Genomic DNA, 17860 nt, shown 5'->3' with positions numbered 1-17860 from the left:
CGAGCGATGAGCATCTCCGACCGCATCCGCGTCCACGAGACGCGCGTGCTCTCCGACCATTACGGCACGCTGACCTCGACGAAGTTCGAGTGGCGGCGCGACGACGGCACGTGGCAGATGCAGAGCCGCGACGTGTTCGACCGCGGCAATGCGGCGGCGATCCTGCCCTACAACCTCGCCCAGCGCAGCGTCATCCTGGTCAAGCAGTTCCGCTATCCCGCGTTCGTCAACGGCCATGACGATCTGCTGATCGAGGCGGCGGCCGGCCTGCTCGACGACGCCTCGCCGGAGGAGCGCATCCGCCTCGAGGCCGAGGAGGAGACCGGCTTCCGGCTGCACGACGTCAAGTTCGTGTTCGAGGCGTTCATGAGCCCGGGCGTCGTCACCGAGAAGATCCATTTCTTCGTCGCCGAATACGAGCCTCACATGCGCGTCAGCGCCGGCGGCGGGCTCGCGCAAGAGGGCGAGGAGATCGAGGTGCTGGAACTCTCGATCGACGACGCGCTGGCGATGATCGCCGACGGCCGCATCCAGGACGCCAAGACCATCATGCTGCTGCAGCACGCCGCGCTGAGGATCTTTGCCTGAGCGCGGCCAACGCTCGGTCGCGGGTCTTGCTCCTCTGTCGTCCTCCGCGAAGGCGGGGGACCCAGTATTCCACCGGCAGCCGTTTCGGCGCGAGAGGCCCCGGCGTACTGGATCCCCGCTTTCGCGGTACTGACGATCTTCTCTGTCGAGATATCCCGCCTCAGAACAAACTCCCCTGCCCGTCATCCGCAGGCGCGGGCGAAACTTTGCGGGATGCAACCTTCTTCGCCGGCTTGCGCTGCGCGTCCTCGGCGGCACGCAGCTCCGCGGTCATCGGCAGCAGCAGCTGCTCGTCGTCGTTGGCCACCGTGTTGACGCGCGTGGACACCTCGTACCACGCGAACTCGCCCTCGCGAGGCGCGACCAGCAGCCTCATGGCCTCGTCAGGATCATCGGAACGGCAGTCGAGCCACAGCGCGAAATCATCCGGCCTGATCGTCACGGGAACACGATGATGCAGCGTGGCGAGGTCGCGGCTCGCAGCCGCGGTGACGATCGCCACCGTATCGACCTCCTCGCCGTTCGGCCCGCACCAGGTCTCGGCGAGGGCCGCGAAGCCGAGCGGCGCGCCGTCACTGCGGTGGATGAAGAACGGCCGCTTGCGACCATCGATCACCTGCCACTCGTAATATCCATCAGCGGGCACCAGCACGCGGCGCCGCCGGATCGCATTCTTGAACGCCGGCTTCTCGCGTACGGTCTCCGAACGCGCATTGATCAGCAGCGTGAAATTACGGGGATCCTTGACCCAGGCCGGAATGAATCCCCAGCGCATGAGCCGAAAATGCCTGATGTCCTGATCCAGAAGAACTACGGGAATCGGCTGGGTCGGAGCAATATTGTGCCGCGGCGGAAAGTTCGGCTGTTCCTCGTAGCCGAAAATCTGCCTGAGAGCCGCGGGTGGTGAAGTGATCACGAAGCGTCCACACATAATCTCACTCAAATCGTCGTGTGTTCAGCACCTTTTAACTTGGGTTGCCAACACTGCAGCGGATGACCGCAGCGGCGACCCATTCCGTGCCTACCGATCGCACGACCCAACGACCGGCGGGCAGCGCCATTGACCCGGCGCGGGCCGCGATGCTGCGCGCCGCCAACATCAATCCGCGCACCGGGCTCGCCACCGACTATCTGAATCATTTCAACGAAGCCGTGATGCTGCTCGAAATGATTCCCGATATTCCGGAATGCGCCGAGGATTTTCTGGCGTGGTCGCCGCTGACCTATCCAGAACATTTCACGCACACCAATTTCAAGGCCCGCGATCTCGTCATCGAGGCCTATGAGCAGGCCGACCCGGCGATTCGCGACAAGTTCGATCATCTCACGAAGACCATGACCGACATCCTGCTCGCGGTCGGCAGCGCGATGCGCGCAGCCAAGCAGGACGCCACCAAGGCCAAGCTCGCCGAGCAGGCTGCGGCGTGGGTCAAGCCGCTGGTGACGCAGGCCGGCGGCATCATCAATGGCGACATCGAGGTCGACCCTGACCCGGTCGACGAGGTCGACACCGTCGATGCCATCATGGCAAGCTTCTGAGCAGCACGGGCTACCGGCCCGGTTGTCTTCACGCTACGGTGCAGACCACGCCTGGAGCCATTGGCATGACCGCCCCGACGCCGCCCCGCCACCCCCAGCTCGCCGTCAGCGCCGCCATCTTCCGCGACGGCAAGCTCCTGCTGGTGCGCCGGGCGCGTTCCCCCGCCAAGGGCGTCTACACGCTGCCCGGCGGCCGGGTGGAGCTCGGCGAGACCCTGCACGAGGCCGTCGCGCGCGAGGTCATGGAGGAAGCCGCACTCTCGATCGCAATTGTCGGGCTGGCCGGCTGGCGCGAGGTCCTGCCGGCCCAGGGCGGCGGCGGCCACTATGTGATCCTTCCCTTTGCGGCCCGCTGGCAGGCCGGAGAGCCCCGCCTCAACCCGGAACTGGACGACTTTCAGTGGCGCCTCCCCGATGCGCTCGAGGGCCTCACGCTGACTGACGGACTGCCGGAGATCATCGCCGCCGCACGGACCCTGGTGTAGGCGCCTTGCGTCCGCCGTCCGGCAAAGGCATATGACGTCGGTGTTCCCCATGATCCCCAAGCGCCTCCTGGCCGCCCTCATGCTCGTTTCCGCCTGCGCCATCGTGCCCGCGCGCGCGCAGGATGCGGCCGCGCCGTTCGATGGCGATCTGCAGCGGCTGGCCGAGATCCTCGGAACCCTGCATTACCTCCGCGGCATCTGCGGCAGCAATGAAGGCGCCAAATGGCGCAACCAGATGCAGGCTCTGATCGATGCCGAGACGCCGTCGGGCGAACGCCGCGCCCGGATGATCGCCGGCTTCAACCGCGGCTATAACGGCTTTCAGCAGACCTACCGGACCTGCACGCCGGCGGCGATGGTGGCGATCCGCCGCTACATCGACGAGGGCTCGAAGATCTCGCGCGACCTCACGGCGCGCTACGCCAACTGATGGCCCATGGTTGACGGCGCGCGGGCGTTATCCACGTTTGCGTTAACCTTGTTAACCTTTCCTAAAGAACTGGCCTAGGCGTCCGCCGCCTGCGTGGTAAACCTCACTGGTCCGGCGCGTCCGCGTTCGGAATTCAACGCGCCTCGCGGCCCCGCCAGACTGAATTCAATGAGCTTTCCCGTCACCTTCAGCGCCCTCCCCGCCGTCCTGCCCGACCACGAGCAGAAGCAGGCCGCGCTCAGCTACCTCAACGAAGCCTGGGCGGAAGCGCGCCATGACGGCGTCGACGGCGACTGCCTGGCGCAGGCCAGCCTGTTCGCGGCGCTGGCCGAACTCGTCACCACCTATGGCGAGGACGCGGTGGCGACCTTCGTCGAGGGCCTGCCGGAGCGCGTCCGCAACGGCGAGTTCTCGCTGTCGCGCGCGACGCAGTAGGGTCTCCCGCTCCTCGCGCGTAGCCCGGATGCGCGCAGCGACATCCGGGGTCCCATCCGCAGCCTCGTTGAACCCGGATATCGCTGCGCTCGTCCAGGCTACGACAACTACGTCGACAAACTCCGCGTCATTGCGAGCGCAATGACGGAGCCAAAACGGAGAGCGCCCATCGGGGCCGAGATCCGTCTCCACATCTCAAACAGCATCGAGACACGCCTCATCGTCCTCGCGGCGCGATGCGTCCGAGCGATGACCGACGTTCGGCCCTCGCGACAATCGAGGGCGCAGGGAAGGCTGGGCGTCGGCTGACGCCCATGGCCCCCGTGCGAACAAAAGTGCACGGGGCAGGAACCACAGGTGCAGCCGGATGAGCCCAGCCTTCCCTGCGCGATGGTTTTAACGCTTCTTTCGCGCTCTCCCTGGGGACCGGCTTGATTGCCCCCATCGCCTGCGCCGATGCTCTCGCATCACGCTCAGGCTTGACCTCGGCATCGGGAGGCCAGGACCACGCGACTTCACGTCCGCATCGGGATTGTTCGTCCGCGCAGCCAAAGCCACGCTGCAACCCGACACGTCCACCGCCTGCCCGCCTCGCGTCTCGTGACGACCGCGCGTACGCCCCTCTCGTTGAGGCGGGATGGGTGGAGGATAGACACGTATTCTGGAAAAACGAAAGTTAAATCTTTCGCCCGGAAGATGCTGCGGGCGCGATCACGTTGAGACAATGCGCAAAATTGCCGTTTCGGCACAGGCGTTTCGTGTAGTTGCGGCGAGCGCGAACGACGGCGTTGCAGACCAGATCGCGCGACTGATTCGCCCGACGGGCTTTTTTGCTTTGCGTTTCTTGCGGCGCTTCAGTCCCAATCTAGTCCGCCAATGACGCCAAGAAACCAGCCGCCGATAAAAGCGGCCGTAAGCGCCATGAGATGGATCGTCGCGGAGGGACCAAGTTCCTGGTTGTCTTGAACATGACTAAGTCCAATCAGCCCAAGCTCAAAAATTGCCGCGCAGAATACAGGCCAAAGCGCCCGCCGCCGCGCTGCCAGCCGCTGGGCCGGGCCAGCCCCCCGAGCGTTCCGTGATAGAGTCATGGATCGGCGAAGCGACACCACGGCAGTCAAGACGACCACGATCATAAACGCGATGAAGTACACCGGACATTATCCTTGGGGCCAACCGTACCGTCTTGAAGGTCACAGGCGAATAGCGCGAACCGGTTTCCTCAACCCTAAGAAGACAGCAAAATACAGCCGAATCGGAGCGCTGTTCCCGGGCCCCTGCTTCCGGTTGAGCATCAGAAGCAGACCTTCACGCGAAGCCGGCGACCAGATCCGTTATGGGCCGAAGCGGAAATTGACACTTCCAGCTACATACGACTATGCAGGCCGCACTGCCCGTGGAGCTTGCCGTGGCCGACCAATCATCCAACCTCCCAAACTACCGATTCTTTCTGGGACTATTCATTGTGCATCCAACTTTGACTCCGGAAGAAATCAGTAAAGCCCTTGGAATGGAGGCTGACGTCGCTCACTGCGTCGGTGCTCTTCGAAGAACACCAAAGGGCACGCCTCTTTCCGGGACTTATGCTGACACGCGATGGCGACATAGCACGGAACATGTCATTGAAGATCAATGGTTTGCGTCTGAAGTATCGAGGCTGATCGATAAGCTGCAGGCTCACAAAACCTTCTTTGGTGACGTCAAATCAGCCGGCGGAAAGGCAAGTATCGTCATCCAATTCATGGATGGTTTTCTCGCGGATGAATTACCTACCGGGACCCTCGCGCGGCTTGTGGACCTCGACTTGTCCCTGGGGCTGGAATGTTTCGCAGGTATTCGGCAGGAGCTACCGGGGCATCCGCAATGACCGCTTCGGGGCCATAAGCGGAAATGAAGAGGCGAGCTCGGACCTCCTTCTTGCTATATCGGCTCAATCTCGCCGGGACGCCAAGTTTTGTCGAACCACGGCTGAAGCGGGCCGTAGAGGCGCAGGAGCGTGTTCCATCCTTTGCCGGGGATGGTCTGCACCCAGTTGTTCTCCTTCCCAGCCGGCGCCTTGGGCCCGAAATAGATGTCCACTGACCCGTCCGCGTTCGGCAAGAGTTTCGGGTTCTGGCTGGTTGCGGCTGGCCAACGCTGGTCGGTCTGCAGCATGGAGCGGGTCTGATTGTCGTAGAGGATGACCGACCAAAATTGCTTGACCGGGATATTTGGTGGCAGGTGCAGCTTGTAGTTCTTTCCGCCATCGAGCGGCTTGTTTTGGCTATCTACGAACGCGGCCATATATTGCGATCCCTCGCCAACCGACTTGGAATCCATCGCCGGTGTCACGCCGGTCGCGTAGAAGAAGAATGCCGAGTAGGCATCGAGAATACGCGCGCCGTTTTCCTCGAACTTGTAGCCGCCGAAGAAACCCGTGCGCCATGCGCTGTTGGGATAATAGTAGCTCTCCTTGATCCGCAACCGGCCATTGATTGCACGCGCGGTGGCGTCACCTACCAAGGCGGCTTCGGTCAGAATTTTTTTCATCCGTGTATCGGGCGCGAAGGGCTTACCCTTGCGGATGCCGACCGATGCGTAGAGGCCGAGTGTGACCGGGTCGACTGTATCGGTCGGCTCCTCCTGCACAACCTGATTCAGATACTCCCAGAAGGGATAATCTCCCGGAGCCAGCGTGCTAAATGCTTTGCCGGAAACATGCACGAAATTGAGTTTCGGCGGATTCGCAGCATCTTTCAGGTGATAGATTTTCGTGTGCTCTTCGACCGCGTCGACGCCGGGCTTCGGATCGCCGTTGACCAAGAACGAGCGCCACGGAACCCAGACGCTGAACGTCGCCGGCTTCACGACAAAGTAGCCGGTCGGCACCTCGCCGTTGTAGCCGGGCGGCAAGATCAGGTACTTGCCGCCCTGACCCTTGTCCGGACCGACGAGTCCAACATCAGTGACAAAATTATACCACATGTCGTTGATGAGGCCGAGCACATTGGGTGGCACTTCGAGCACCAGAGGCCCGTCACGCAGGTCGAGCCAAAACCAAGTGTACGGCGTGTTGTTGTTCGGCGTGAGAAAAAGCGACTTCGAGTCCATCCTATCCTCGAAGATCGGCACCGTCAGATTGAATGGACCCAGCTCCGCCATTCCCTTTCGATTTGCCAATTGGTTCACTGGAGCTAAGGCCAACAGGTAAGCTTGGACGGCGTGTTGAAAGTCCAGATTGTCGTAGAGCCTTTCAACGGTCGCATCGTCGGGAAAGCCGTCGAAGAAGTTCAGCGTCCCAAGGCGGGTCTCTACCTTGTCCGGGATTGCAACGCCCGGCGGTATCGGCGTTTGCATTTTGTATTGCTGAGCGTTGAGCGGAATTGCCGAGAGCGCCACGAAAGACAGCGCAGAAATCACTGATGTCACTAATTTCATGATGCGGCCCGCCTTGAAAGATGTTGAGTTTACAACCAGCTCTGCGGAAATCCGATCTTGGGAAATCCGATCTTGGGCTTTCGGGCGAGGCTACAAATCTCGCAAATTGACGGGTCAACGTCTGCCAGCGCGATTGACCGGACCGCCGCGATTCACAGTGCCCACCCCCACCACCGCTTGTCGTGCAACGGGTCGCGGCCTCAGCACTACGCCCGGCCGTACGACGCAATTGGCTGGATAGCCAACGTATGTGCAGTACACCACAGCGCTGGCTTTCTCGGTGCTCGCGGCTACGAACCCAGTTATCAGCAACGTAATCGCTATTGCGAATGAGAGCTTCATTTTCGCCTCCTTCGTTTAAAACAATTAATTCCAATAAAATCGATCTTCGTGTTGACCCAGATCAACAGGTCAAAGCTCAATGTCCGAGGTCAAAAGCTGCCCTAAGCTGCTGCGGGCGCTTACTTCCGGTTGAGCCCCAGCAGCCAACGTCAGCCGGGGCCGATCGGAAGGTCCGAGATGGGCCAACAGGACATTCGAGGAGGGGACTGCTGGCCTATTGTATCGAAATTAGTACCAAAACTGCCGCAGCAAATATTGCGAAACAACTCAGGAAGAGCACAATGTTTGCTCCCTTCCAGGCATTGAAACGGGCTCTCGCACTGAAGGTCCAAACGCTATAGCCCGCTGCGCGTAGTTGCTGGCCGGCGCGAAAATTGCTCCACATTGCTCCGCACCAAGCGGACAAGGCCACGATCCAGCAAAACGTCTTCACCAAAATGCTCATGGCGATCACCTCGAAACCAGCCTTAGTGATGTCATAGCAGCGGTCGTTAACAAATCAGGACGCCCACCAATTCAAATTTTGGCGGCGGCCTTCGCTAAGGCAGTGTCGCCCCGGCGCACGGAAACAGACTAGCGATGCCAGAACGCTTCCTGAACTCGGCGGGTGTGAAGGAATGTCTGTCCGGTCGAGGCCGGGAAGCCGACATCGCGGATGCGGACCGGAAGGTCCGGACCGGGCCAGGACCTGACGTGCGGTCGCCTGGAAGGGCAAATCGTTCATGAACCTGTGGGGAGCATGTGCCGGTACGTTGGAAATACCGATACTGTACATACTCGTGCGCCTTTAATTTCTGGCGTCCGTGCGCATTGCTCCTCATCGCAGGTTATGATTAGGCGCAGGATGATGATCGCGCATAAGTTGCGCCATATCAAAGAGGCAATTTGACAATCTCTTTATAGTAACCAGACACGTGTAGGAGGGTAGTATGCGATTGATCCTGCGAATTGTGTTTTCGGTCGCCGCTCTTTCGATCGCCGCGGGTCTCGGCTCCTCGCCTGTCATGGCGGCCAAAAAGAAGGCCTGCCATATTGAATGTGTTGAGCGTGACAACAATGGACGGTGCATTCTCACCGAGTCAGTTTGTCCGCCGACTGGATCGTGCAACACCAACAACGGGGGCGTAGTTGGTTGCCCAGGGTCGACGAAAAAATGTTACCAGTGCATTAGGTGGTATCCGAACGGCGACTGTATGGCATCGAAAATAGTAGCATGCGATTGAAAGGCGACATCGACCGAGAGTTTTCACATCGGTCGAAGGGAAAGCCATTTCTCGCGCCAACATAGCGCCTGGTCTGCCTGCCCGGAATCAGCGCCTGTAAGACAGAATTGCGGGCAGAAATCCGAGAACCAAGATCCGCCGTCCAAGCGGATCGTGAAGAGCGTTCGGCGAGCCACGCGCAAGTCCGCCAGGGGTCACAGGCAGACATAGGCGGAGGGCGACGGCACCACGTTCGTCCGTCAGCCTCCGGGGCCGTCCTTCATGATGTAGCCCATCAGGTCGTCCACGTCGTGCTCCAGATCCCGGATGATGTTCTTGACGACGTCGCCGATCGAGATCACGCCTACGACCTTGCCCGCGTCCAGCACCGGCAGATGGCGAAAGCCGCGCTGCGACATCATCGCCATGCAGCTGTCCAGCTTGTGGTCCGGCTTGACCGTCACCGGGTTGGCCGTCATCACCTGGCTCACCGGCGTCTGCTTCGCATCGAGCCCGGGCAGCAGCACCTTGATGGCGCAGTCGCCCTGGGTGATGATGCCGACCAGCACGCCGCCGTCGATGACCAGCACCGAGCGCACCCGATTGTCGCGCATCTGCCGCAAGGCTTCGACGACCATGTCGCCGGAATGAACATGGATCACGGCGGCACTCTTCTGGGCCAGCGCGCTTCTGACTGTGCTCATCGACGTCCCCTCCTGGACCCTGTTCTGCCCCGCCTTGATGGTCCGCTGGGCAGGATAGTCGAAATATCCGGCTTCGTCAGCGGCGCGCCGGGGCCGTGCGCCTGACTGTGGACCGCCATTGCGGTCGGGTAGAGAGCCCGGGGGGGGTCAAGCAGCGGCGGACCGGGAACTGCCACACGGCAGCCGCGGCAGCGAGGTCCCGTCAGAAACCCTTCACCATTTGAGGGCCTTTGACGGGAATGAACATGCGCCCTTAACGAAAGCGGGCAAAAATGGGCAGCTATTCTTCATCTGGCTGACTACGGTACCTCTTCGAGCCGCGTTGCGAGCCGGCAACGGCCGAACCGAATCCGAAATGCCTTCACAGAAGAGCAGGCCGGGGGGTGCAACTGCCGCGTGAAGAGTTGGTAAGGAAACGCTAAAGAGAAGTCGGGGATTTCTGACGATCGCGCCGGAAGAAGAGAGATTGCTGAAGACGTACCTGGTCGAGATGTTCGGCCAGATCAGCAGCATGCGGCGCGAACTCGCCGCTCTTCAAGGCGACGGCAAGGGCAGTTTTGCGTCGATGACCGACACCCTCGACGCGATCGTGGAAAATACGGAAGTAGCCGGGAACGCGATCCTCGAAAGCATGGAGGCGATCAGCGCCAGCGTCGGGAAGCTGCAGGGCGTCAAGGACCCGAAGACCATAGCGGTCTGCGACGAGATCGTCGACAGCACGAACAAGGTGTTCGAGGCTTGCGCGTTCCAGGACCTCACCGGGCAGCGGATCACGCGGGTGGTCAAGTCGCTGAAGTTCATGGAGGACCACATCAACAAGCTCGTCCGCATCTGGGGAAAAGAGGAGCTGGCGCGGGTGGCCGCCGAGCTTGCTGCGCCCTCGAGCGTCCCGGACTTGCTGGAGGGTCCGAAACGGCCGGGCGTGGCGATTTCCCAGGACGACATCGACAAGCTGTTCACGTGAACGACGGCCAGGCCGTGATGTCCGCTCCGCGTCATTGCGAGGAGCAGAGCGACGAAGCAATCCAGGGCCGCGCTAAGGACTCTGGATTGCGTCGCTGCGCTCGCAATGACGGAGCAAACTAACGCGCAGCGCCGTTACGGACGCAGCGTCTCCATGAACCGCACCGGCTCGCCGGTCGCCGGCGTCAGCAGCTCGCCCTGCCACATCACGCGCCGGCCGCGGACGAAGGTGCCGACCGGCCAGCCGGTGACGCGCAGACCATCATAGGGCGTCCAGCCGGCTTTCGAGGCGACCCAATCGTGGGTGATGGTCTCGCTGCGCTTGAGATCGACCACCGTGAGATCGGCGTCGTAGCCGGCGGCGATGCGGCCCTTGCGGGCGATGTTGTAGATACGGGCGGGGCCGGCGCTGGTGAGGTCGACGAAACGTTGCAGCGACAGCCGGCCGGCATTGACGTGGTCGAGCATGATCGGCACCAAGGTCTGCACGCCAGTCATGCCGGAGGGCGAGGCCGGATAGGTCTTGGCCTTCTCCTCGGCGGTGTGCGGCGCGTGGTCGGAGCCTAAGATGTCGACGATGCCCTGGTGGACGCCCCACCAGATCACGTCGCGATGATCGGCTGATCGCACCGGCGGATTCATCTGCGCGTAGGTGCCGAGCCGCTCGTAGCACTCCGGCGCCGCCAAGGTGAGATGATGCGGCGTGGCCTCGACGGTGGCGACGTCCTTGTGGTCGCGCAGATACACGATCTCCTCCTTGGTGGAGATGTGCAGCACGTGGATGCGCTTGCCGGTCTCGTGCGCGAGGGTCACGAGACGTTGCGTGGCGCGCAGCGCCGCCTCCTCGTCGCGCCACACCGGGTGTGAGCGCGGATCGTTCTCGACGCGCAGGTCCTTGCGCTCGTTGAGGCGGTACTCGTCCTCGGCGTGGAACGCGGCACGGCGGCGGATCACCTGGAAGATGCGGCGCAGGCTGTCGTCGTCCTCGACCAGCAGCGAGCCGGTGGACGAGCCGACGAACACCTTGACGCCGGCGCAGCCCTCGGCGCGCTCCAGCACCGGGAGCTGCTCGACATTCTCGCGGGTGCCGCCGATGAAGAAGGCGAAATCGCAATGCATGCGATGGCGGCCGGCAGCGACCTTGGCGGTGAACGCCTCCTCGGTCACCGTCAGCGGATTGGTGTTGGGCATCTCGAACACGGCGGTGACGCCGCCCATCACGGCGCTGCGCGAGCCGGTTTCGAGGTCTTCCTTGTGAGTGAGACCAGGCTCGCGGAAATGCACCTGGGTGTCGATCACGCCGGGCAGCACGTGCAGGCCCTTGCAGTCGATGATCTCGGCGGCCGAGGCGGCGCCGAGATCGCCGATCTCGACGATGCGTCCATCTGACACGCCGATGTCGCGGACGCCCTCGCCGTCCTGATTGACCACGGTGCCGGATTTCAGAATGACGTCGAAGCGCTGGTACATGAAGCCCTCATAGGATTTCATTCTCCTGATCACCCCAAGACAGATCGATCATGCTGCGCGCCTGCCCATTTGCCGGCCTCCGGCGGCACGCGAGTCTCGATCTTTAGAATGAAGCCACCGCGCGGCGGCGTTTCAGCCTTGTGGTTTATGCCAGGGCGGCTTACGTTTCAGTGCGGCCTGTCGCAAGAGGTTTTTCGGATGAAGGCGACGTTTCTCGACGACCGGGGCGTGGTCCAGGTCAGCGGCGACGATGCACGCAAGTTCCTCAACGGTCTCTTCACCACCGACGTCACCAAGCTCACGCCCGGCGAGGCCCGGTTCGGCGCGCTGCTGACGCCGCAAGGCAAGATCATCGTTGATTTCCTGGTGGCGCAGGTGCCGGCGACGGATGCCGGCGAGCGCTTCCTGCTCGACTGTCCGCGCGCGCTGGCGCAGGCGCTCACCGACAAGCTCAACCTCTACAAGCTCAGGGCCAAGGTCGCGGTCAGCAATCGCTCCGGAGAGCTCGGCGTGATCGCGGTCTGGGATGGCGCCATCGGCGCCACGCCGGAGCCGAGCTTCGCCGATCCGCGTCATGAGCGCCTCGGTGCGCGCGTCATTGCGCCGCAGGAGGCGCTGGCGGAGATCGCCGCACGGCTCAGCGCCGAGATCGTCGATTCCGACGCCTATGAGGCGCATCGTATCGACTGCAGCGTGCCGCGCGGCGGGCTCGACTTCATGTATGGCGACGCCTTCCCGCACGAGACCAACATGGACCGGCTGCACGGCGTCGACGTCGGCAAGGGCTGCTATGTCGGCCAGGAGGTCGTGAGCCGCATGCATCATCGCGGCACCACGCGCACGCGCGCGGCGAAGGTGCTGCTCGACGGGCCGAGTCCCGAGCCGGGCACGCCGATTCTGGCCGGCGACAAGACGGTGGGCACCATGGGCTCGGCCGCCGCGCAGAAGGGCATGGCGCTGCTGCGCATCGACCGCGCCGCCGAGGCGTTGGAGGCGGGAACGCCGCTCACCGCCGGCGGCCTCGTTCTGCGCATCGCTGATCCCGACGCGCTGCAGGGCGCGCCGAAACAGACGGTCGCCTGAGCCGGTCTCATGGGTCGCGCTGCTGTCGTCCATCCCGATGGCCTGACGCGCTGCCCCTGGCCGGGCAGCGATCCGCTCTATGTCGCCTATCACGACACCGAGTGGGGCGTGCCGGAATACGACGACCGCGCGCTGTTCGAGAAGCTGATCCTCGACGGCTTCCAGGCCGGGCTGTCGTGGATCACGATCCTGCGCAAGCGTGACAATTTCCGCCGCGCCTTCGATGATTTCCAGCCGGAGAAGATCGCGCGCTACGGCGACAAGAAGATCCACGCGCTGATGAACGATGCCGGCATCGTGCGCAACCGCGCCAAGATCGAAGGGACGATTCTCAGCGCGAAATCCTGGCTCGACATCCAGGACAAGGGTCCCGGCTTCTCCAAGCTGCTGTGGGACTTCATGGACGGCGCGCCCAAGGTCAACCAGTTCAAGACCACCGCGAGCGTGCCGGCCTCGACGCCGCTGTCGATCAAGATCTCGAAAGAGCTGGCCTCGCGCGGCTTCAAGTTCGTCGGTCCCACGATCGTCTATGCCTTCATGCAGGCGACCGGCATGGTCAACGACCATCTCGTCACCTGCTTCTGCCACGAGACCTGCAGCGGCAAGCGCCGCGCCCCGCGCCTCAAGCCTCCCAAATGACGACTGACAAGGCCCCGAGCGGGCACGACCGCGTCTGGCAGCGCATGCTGTCCGGCCGGCGGCTCAACCTCATCGATCCCTCGCCGCTCGATGTCGAGATCGCCGACATCGCCCATGGGCTCGCGCGTGTCGCGCGCTGGAATGGCCAGACCACCGGCGCGCACATCTTCTCGGTCGCGCAGCACACGCTGCTGGTCGAGACGGTGATGCGCGCGCGCAAGCCGAACATCGATGCGAAGCTGCGGCTCGCCGCGCTGCTGCACGATGCACCGGAATACGTCATCGGCGACATGATCTCGCCGTTCAAGGCGGTGCTCGGCGACGGCTACAAATCAGTCGAGAAGCGGCTGCTCGGGGCGATCCACATCCGCTTCGGGCTGCCGGCGGAGATTGCTCCGGAGATCGAGCGCCAGATCAAGGCGGCCGACCGCGGCGCCGCCTTTCTGGAGGCGACCCGGCTGGCCGGCTTCTCGGAAAGCGAGGCGAAGAAGCTGTTCGGTCGCGACCCCGGCCTGCCGGACGCCACCGTGACGGATTATCTGACGCCCTGGAGCGCGGCCAAGGCCGAGAAGCAGTTCCTGACCCGCTTCAACGCGGTGCTGGGGGCGTGCTGAGATGCCGCTGACGCCGGACGAGCGCCGCAACGAACGGCTGAAGCTGGCCGCCAACTGGGTCAACACGCTGGCGACGGCCATCGTCACTGCCGGGACGTTCGTGCCGCTTGCCCAGTTCGTCTATGGGGTGCTGCCGCCCAGCACCCCCGCGGGCCTGATCTACGGGTCGGGGGTCGTTTGCATTATCACCGGAGTGCTCATACATTTGCTCGGTCAGTGGATCCTGGGAGGTCTTCGATGACCACGCACCAGTTCGTTGCCCTGAGCTTTCCGCTCCTGACCGCCTTGGCCGTCGCCATCGTGGCCCTGTTCGTGCGCCGTCCCTGGTCCGAGAAACCGGTCGAGATCGCCCCCCAGAACCGTGAGCGGGTGCTCGATCATCTCGAGCGGCTCAACGCGGAGATCGAGGGCAAGGCCCATCTGGTCCGCCAGGAGTTGCGGCAGCTCAAGAACACGCGCTGAGGGCCGTCGGCGCACACATGCGCCAGCCCGACGGCTGACATCCAAAACGCGCTTTTGCCCTTGTGCCCCCATTCGTATAATCGGGCGTTCAAAGGCTCGCCATGATCCACGTCTGCTCACTCGCCGCCCTGCCCGAGACCGTGCGCCTGACCGGCGCCAGCCACGTGCTGACCATCATGGCCAATGTCGAGCAGGTGCGGCGACCGGAGACGATCCGCCCCGAGAACCATCTGCGGGTCTCGGTCGACGACATCACCGAGCAGCTTCCTGGCTTCATGGCGCCGAGCGAGGATCACGTCGCCCAGGTGCTGCAGTTCGTGCGCGGCTGGGATCGTGCGGCGCCACTGGTGATCCACTGCTATGCCGGCATCAGCCGCTCCACCGCGAGCGCCTTCGCCGCGGCCTGCGCGCTCAACCCCAATCGCGACGAGCTCGATATCGCCTGGGCGATCCGCCAGGCCTCGCCGATCGCCTCGCCGAACCGGCTGATCGTCAGCCTGGCCGACAGGGCACTGGGCCGCCAGGGGCGCATGGTGCGCGCGCTGGACGCGATCGGGCCCGGCGCCATGATGGTCGACAGCGCGCCATTCCGGATTGATCTGGACTGAGTTGCGGCGCTGCGTAGCCGCGTACCGGTGCGCTTTGAACTTATGTTCCACGGTTTGACACAGAGGGAACGACGGCCATCGTGCGGCCCGCCGGAGCGGTTGGCCGATTCGCCGGGGTCCGCAAGGGCTCGCAGCTTCCCTCCACCCGTGACGCCTCCCGGCGGCATCGATTTCAGGATTCCCGCGTGATGTTCGATTGGCCCCTCGATTGGATCGCCCTGCTGGTGGCGTTCGCGGCGCTCGCCTTCGCGCGCCGGACCTCCGACCGATTGGCCGAGGTGCAGGCACGGCTGGCCAAGCTCGAGGGGGCCCGGCCGATCGCGGCCGCGCCGGTGGTCGCGCCGCCGCTCAGCCCGCTTCAGGAGCCCGCTGAAGCCCCGCCAATGCCGCCCCCATTGCCGGAGCCGACCGAGGCTACCCTGCAGCCGGCGGCGATGGCGAGCGATGCAGCGGCCGAACAGCCGCCGCTCGTGTCCCCGCCACCCGTGCCGCAACCCGCGGCCGGCTTCGAGGAGCGCATCGGCACCCGCTGGGTGGTGTGGATCGGCGGGCTGACCCTGGCGCTCGGCGGCTTCTTCATGGTGCGCTACTCGATCGAGGCCGGCCTCGTCGGCCCCGAGGTGCGCGTCGCGCTCGGCGCGCTGTTCGCCGCCGCGCTGCTCGCGGCCGGCGAATGGACACGGCGCAAGGAGAGCATCTCGCAGATCGCGGCGCTGCCGATCGCCAACATTCCGGCGATGCTCACCGCGGCCGGCACGGCGGTCGCCTTCGCCACCATCTATGCGGCCTACGCGCTGTACGACTTCCTGCCGCCCGCGATCGCCTTCGTGCTGCTCGGCGTGGTCGCGCTGGGCACGCTGGCGGCGGCGCTGCTGCATGGCCCGGCGCTCGCCGGGCTCGGCATCGTCGCGGCGTTCACGACGCCGGTGCTGGTGTCGACCGGCGAGCCGAACTACTGGGCGCTGTACATCTACCTCGCCATCGTCACCGCCGCCGCGTTCGCGCTGGCACGCGTGCGGCTGTGGCGCTGGCTCGCGATGACCACGATCGGGCTGTCGTTCCTGTGGACCTTGCCCGGACTCGACGCGGGCGTCGAGACGGTGGCGCCGCATGTTTTCCACGTCGCGGTTGGTTTCGCGCTGGCCGCGCTGATCGTGGTCTGCGGCTTCATGTTCGGACCCGCCGCCGAGAACGACGAGGTCGAGCCGATCTCATCCGTCGGCCTAGCGGTTTATCTGCTCGGCGCCATGCTGGTCGTGCTGGCGAGCTTCCATGACGGCCTGGCGCTGATCGGCTTCACGGTGCTGGTCGCGGCGACGCTGGCGGTCGCCTGGCGCGCGCCGAGCGCCGTCGGCGCGGTGGCCGCCGCCGCTGCGACCGTGTTCCTCGTGTTCGCCGAATGGGCGCTGCGCGACAATCCGGACCTGCTGGTGCTGCCCGGCGGCGCGCTGCCCGGGATGGGGCCGAACCCGCTCGGCGCGTCGGTCACGTCGCATCTGGTGACGGCCGCGATCTTCGCGCTGGGCTTCGGCGGCGCCGGCTTCCTGGCGCAGGGGCGCGCGCACAACGCCGTCGTGCCGGTGGTGTGGTCGGCGGCCGGCGTGTTCACGCCGCTGGCACTGCTGGTCGCGCTCTATGCGCGCATCGCCCATCTCGACCGCTCGATCCCGTTCGCGATCCTCGCCGTCGTGCTCGCCGCCGGCCTTGCCGTCGCCACCGAGGCGCTGACGCGGCGCGAGGAACGTCCCGGCCTCAGTGCCTCAATCGCGCTGTTCGCGACCGGCACGCTGGCCGCGCTGGCGCTGGCCCTGACCTTCGCGCTTGAGAAGGGCTGGCTGACGATCGCGCTGGCGCTGATGTCGCTCGGCACCGCCTGGATCTTCGAGAGCCGGCCGATCCCGTTCCTGCGCACGCTCGCGGCCGTCTTTGCCGGGCTCGTGGTGCTGCGCATCGGCCATGATCCGCGCATCGTCGGCGCCGATGTCGGCACCACGCCGATCTTCAACTGGCTGCTGTGGGGCTATGGCGTGCCGGCGGCGTCGTTCTGGGGCGCGAGCTATCTGATGCGCCGCCATGGCGACGACGCGCCGCTGCGCGCGGTGGAGGCCGCCGCGATCCTGTTCACGACCCTGCTCGCCTTCCTGGAGATCCGCCACGCCGTCAACGACGGCGACATGCTGGCGGTGCCGTCGCTCGCCGAAGTGGGACTCGACGTCTGCGTGGCCCTGGCGCTGGCGATCGGGCTGGAGCGGCTGCGGGAGCGCAGCGGCAGCATCGTGCACAACATCAGCGCCGTGATCCTCACCGGATTCGCCGGCGGCGCCACCGTGCTCGGCCTGCTGCTGTTCGAAAACCCGATGATCTCGGACGTCGCGATCAAGGGCGGCCTGCTCAACATCCTGATCCTGGCCTATGCGTTCCCGGCGGTACTGATGCTGCTGTTGTCCTACGCGGTCGCAGGCCGCCGTCCGCCAGCCTATGGCAATACGCTGGCCGCGGGCGCACTGATCCTGGCGCTGTCCTATGTCAGCCTCGAGATCCGCCGCATCTATCACGGCCCCGATCTGACGGCAGGACCGACCAGCGCCGCCGAGCAGTACACCTATTCGATCGCCTGGCTCGCCTTCGGCGTGATGCTGCTCGGGATCGGAATCATCGTGCAGTCGCAGCGCGCGCGTCTGGCATCCGCGATCGTGATCGCGCTGACGATCCTGAAGGCCTTCCTGATCGACATGTCGGCGCTGACCGGCGTGTGGCGCGCCCTGTCGTTCATCGGGCTCGGCCTGGTGCTGGTCGCGATCGGCTGGCTGTACCAGAAGGTGCTGTTCCGACGGCAGCAGCAGGCGCCGCCGGCTCAGCCGGCGGCATAGCGCCATGTC

Annotated in this window: 19 protein-coding genes; 14 read left to right on the top strand and 5 right to left on the bottom strand. The window is 64.3% G+C overall.

Annotated elements, in window-relative coordinates; genetic code table 11:
* The first annotated feature begins 6 nt into the window (after positions 1 to 6).
* Positions 7 to 588, top strand: a complete 582-nt coding sequence (locus QX073_RS22585; RefSeq protein ID WP_316226386.1) for an NUDIX domain-containing protein — start codon at positions 7 to 9, stop codon at positions 586 to 588.
* Positions 589 to 748: 160 nt separating this feature from the next.
* Here QX073_RS22585 and QX073_RS22580 read toward each other — a convergent pair whose 3' ends face one another.
* Positions 749 to 1519, bottom strand: a complete 771-nt coding sequence (locus QX073_RS22580; protein ID WP_316175994.1) for an SOS response-associated peptidase — start codon at positions 1517 to 1519, stop codon at positions 749 to 751.
* Positions 1520 to 1605: 86 nt separating this feature from the next.
* Between QX073_RS22580 and QX073_RS22575 the strand changes: the two genes are divergently transcribed.
* The 4 genes from QX073_RS22575 to QX073_RS22560 all read left to right on the top strand — a co-directional run bounded on the left by QX073_RS22575 (position 1606) and on the right by QX073_RS22560 (position 3477).
* Positions 1606 to 2127 carry a hypothetical protein gene (locus QX073_RS22575; protein WP_315828341.1) on the top strand — a complete coding sequence of 174 codons (522 nt, stop codon included), beginning with the start codon at positions 1606 to 1608 and terminating at the stop codon, positions 2125 to 2127.
* Positions 2128 to 2192: 65 nt separating this feature from the next.
* Positions 2193 to 2612: an NUDIX hydrolase gene (locus QX073_RS22570; RefSeq protein WP_316226385.1), complete on the top strand. Its 420-nt coding sequence runs from the start codon at positions 2193 to 2195 to the stop codon at positions 2610 to 2612.
* A 49-nt stretch (positions 2613 to 2661) separates the two neighbouring features.
* Positions 2662 to 3042, top strand: a complete 381-nt coding sequence (locus tag QX073_RS22565) for a TIGR02301 family protein (protein ID WP_410052382.1) — start codon at positions 2662 to 2664, stop codon at positions 3040 to 3042.
* Between the two features lie 168 nt (positions 3043 to 3210).
* Positions 3211 to 3477 (top strand): hypothetical protein, encoded by a 267-nt coding sequence (locus QX073_RS22560; RefSeq protein WP_315717207.1) that lies wholly within the window; start codon positions 3211 to 3213, stop codon positions 3475 to 3477.
* A gap of 854 nt (positions 3478 to 4331) precedes the next feature.
* Here QX073_RS22560 and QX073_RS22555 read toward each other — a convergent pair.
* Positions 4332 to 4631, bottom strand: coding sequence for a hypothetical protein (locus tag QX073_RS22555; protein WP_315828339.1), 300 nt, complete (start codon positions 4629 to 4631; stop codon positions 4332 to 4334).
* 254 nt (positions 4632 to 4885) lie between these two features.
* On the opposite strand from QX073_RS22555, the gene QX073_RS22550 reads away from it, so the two are divergent.
* Positions 4886 to 5344, top strand: coding sequence for a DUF4279 domain-containing protein (locus QX073_RS22550; RefSeq protein ID WP_315717209.1), 459 nt, complete (start codon positions 4886 to 4888; stop codon positions 5342 to 5344).
* 53 nt (positions 5345 to 5397) lie between these two features.
* Here the strand turns inward: QX073_RS22550 and QX073_RS22545 are convergent, their stop codons facing one another.
* Together QX073_RS22545 and QX073_RS22535 are read right to left on the bottom strand one after the other, a co-directional pair.
* A complete protein-coding gene (locus QX073_RS22545; protein WP_316226383.1) occupies positions 5398 to 6894 on the bottom strand; it encodes a DUF1254 domain-containing protein in 1497 nt (498 codons plus the stop codon).
* A 1804-nt stretch (positions 6895 to 8698) separates the two neighbouring features.
* Entirely contained in the window at positions 8699 to 9142 is a 444-nt protein-coding gene (locus QX073_RS22535) for a CBS domain-containing protein (protein ID WP_316226381.1), read from the bottom strand.
* A 490-nt stretch (positions 9143 to 9632) separates the two neighbouring features.
* Here QX073_RS22535 and QX073_RS22530 point away from each other — a divergent pair, with 490 nt between their 5' ends.
* Entirely contained in the window at positions 9633 to 10106 is a 474-nt protein-coding gene (locus QX073_RS22530) for a protein phosphatase CheZ (protein WP_316226380.1), read from the top strand.
* A gap of 134 nt (positions 10107 to 10240) precedes the next feature.
* Here the strand turns inward: QX073_RS22530 and QX073_RS22525 are convergent, their stop codons facing one another.
* The gene (locus QX073_RS22525; RefSeq protein ID WP_316226395.1) at positions 10241 to 11575 is read right to left on the bottom strand and encodes a dihydroorotase; all 1335 of its coding nucleotides are present in this window, start codon (positions 11573 to 11575) and stop codon (positions 10241 to 10243) included.
* Between the two features lie 198 nt (positions 11576 to 11773).
* On the opposite strand from QX073_RS22525, the gene QX073_RS22520 reads away from it, so the two are divergent.
* The 7 genes from QX073_RS22520 (at position 11774) to QX073_RS22490 (ending at position 17851) form a co-directional block, all read left to right on the top strand.
* Positions 11774 to 12658, top strand: coding sequence for a folate-binding protein (locus QX073_RS22520; protein WP_316226379.1), 885 nt, complete (start codon positions 11774 to 11776; stop codon positions 12656 to 12658).
* Between the two features lie 9 nt (positions 12659 to 12667).
* The gene (locus tag QX073_RS22515) at positions 12668 to 13297 is read left to right on the top strand and encodes a DNA-3-methyladenine glycosylase I (RefSeq protein WP_316226378.1); all 630 of its coding nucleotides are present in this window, start codon (positions 12668 to 12670) and stop codon (positions 13295 to 13297) included.
* The gene (locus tag QX073_RS22510) at positions 13294 to 13911 is read left to right on the top strand and encodes an HD family hydrolase (protein WP_315717218.1); all 618 of its coding nucleotides are present in this window, start codon (positions 13294 to 13296) and stop codon (positions 13909 to 13911) included. Before QX073_RS22515 ends, QX073_RS22510 begins: the two co-directional genes overlap by 4 nt.
* A gap of 1 nt (position 13912) precedes the next feature.
* Positions 13913 to 14152: a hypothetical protein gene (locus QX073_RS22505; RefSeq protein WP_315717219.1), complete on the top strand. Its 240-nt coding sequence runs from the start codon at positions 13913 to 13915 to the stop codon at positions 14150 to 14152.
* Positions 14149 to 14373, top strand: coding sequence for a hypothetical protein (locus tag QX073_RS22500; RefSeq protein WP_315717220.1), 225 nt, complete (start codon positions 14149 to 14151; stop codon positions 14371 to 14373). Before QX073_RS22505 ends, QX073_RS22500 begins: the two co-directional genes overlap by 4 nt.
* 101 nt (positions 14374 to 14474) lie before the next feature.
* Entirely contained in the window at positions 14475 to 14981 is a 507-nt protein-coding gene (locus tag QX073_RS22495; protein ID WP_315754022.1) for a protein tyrosine phosphatase, read from the top strand.
* Positions 14982 to 15169: 188 nt separating this feature from the next.
* Entirely contained in the window at positions 15170 to 17851 is a 2682-nt protein-coding gene (locus tag QX073_RS22490) for a DUF2339 domain-containing protein (protein ID WP_316226377.1), read from the top strand.
* Positions 17852 to 17860: the final 9 nt, after the last annotated feature.

Origin of the sequence: Bradyrhizobium sp. SZCCHNS3052 (assembly GCF_032484495.1) — a bacterium.
In the GTDB taxonomy this organism is placed as follows: Bacteria; Pseudomonadota; Alphaproteobacteria; order Rhizobiales; family Xanthobacteraceae; genus Bradyrhizobium.
This window is presented reverse-complemented; position numbering and strand designations above follow the sequence as displayed.

Excerpts from the sequence above, each read along its gene's own strand:
- QX073_RS22510 (WP_315717218.1), top strand. The coding sequence starts at position 13,294 with ATGACGACTGACAAGGCCCCGAGCGGGCACGACCGCGTCTGGCAGCGC.
- QX073_RS22505 (WP_315717219.1), top strand. The coding sequence starts at position 13,913 with ATGCCGCTGACGCCGGACGAGCGCCGCAACGAACGGCTGAAGCTGGCC.
- QX073_RS22495 (WP_315754022.1), top strand. The coding sequence starts at position 14,475 with ATGATCCACGTCTGCTCACTCGCCGCCCTGCCCGAGACCGTGCGCCTG.
- QX073_RS22560 (WP_315717207.1), top strand. The coding sequence starts at position 3,211 with ATGAGCTTTCCCGTCACCTTCAGCGCCCTCCCCGCCGTCCTGCCCGAC.
- QX073_RS22490 (WP_316226377.1), top strand. The coding sequence starts at position 15,170 with ATGTTCGATTGGCCCCTCGATTGGATCGCCCTGCTGGTGGCGTTCGCG.
- QX073_RS22565 (WP_410052382.1), top strand. The coding sequence starts at position 2,662 with ATGATCCCCAAGCGCCTCCTGGCCGCCCTCATGCTCGTTTCCGCCTGC.
- QX073_RS22580 (WP_316175994.1), bottom strand. The coding sequence starts at position 1,519 with ATGTGTGGACGCTTCGTGATCACTTCACCACCCGCGGCTCTCAGGCAG.
- QX073_RS22530 (WP_316226380.1), top strand. The coding sequence starts at position 9,633 with ATGTTCGGCCAGATCAGCAGCATGCGGCGCGAACTCGCCGCTCTTCAA.
- QX073_RS22525 (WP_316226395.1), bottom strand. The coding sequence starts at position 11,575 with ATGTACCAGCGCTTCGACGTCATTCTGAAATCCGGCACCGTGGTCAAT.
- QX073_RS22545 (WP_316226383.1), bottom strand. The coding sequence starts at position 6,894 with ATGAAATTAGTGACATCAGTGATTTCTGCGCTGTCTTTCGTGGCGCTC.
- QX073_RS22515 (WP_316226378.1), top strand. The coding sequence starts at position 12,668 with ATGGGTCGCGCTGCTGTCGTCCATCCCGATGGCCTGACGCGCTGCCCC.
- QX073_RS22570 (WP_316226385.1), top strand. The coding sequence starts at position 2,193 with ATGACCGCCCCGACGCCGCCCCGCCACCCCCAGCTCGCCGTCAGCGCC.
- QX073_RS22520 (WP_316226379.1), top strand. The coding sequence starts at position 11,774 with ATGAAGGCGACGTTTCTCGACGACCGGGGCGTGGTCCAGGTCAGCGGC.
- QX073_RS22500 (WP_315717220.1), top strand. The coding sequence starts at position 14,149 with ATGACCACGCACCAGTTCGTTGCCCTGAGCTTTCCGCTCCTGACCGCC.
- QX073_RS22535 (WP_316226381.1), bottom strand. The coding sequence starts at position 9,142 with ATGAGCACAGTCAGAAGCGCGCTGGCCCAGAAGAGTGCCGCCGTGATC.
- QX073_RS22585 (WP_316226386.1), top strand. The coding sequence starts at position 7 with ATGAGCATCTCCGACCGCATCCGCGTCCACGAGACGCGCGTGCTCTCC.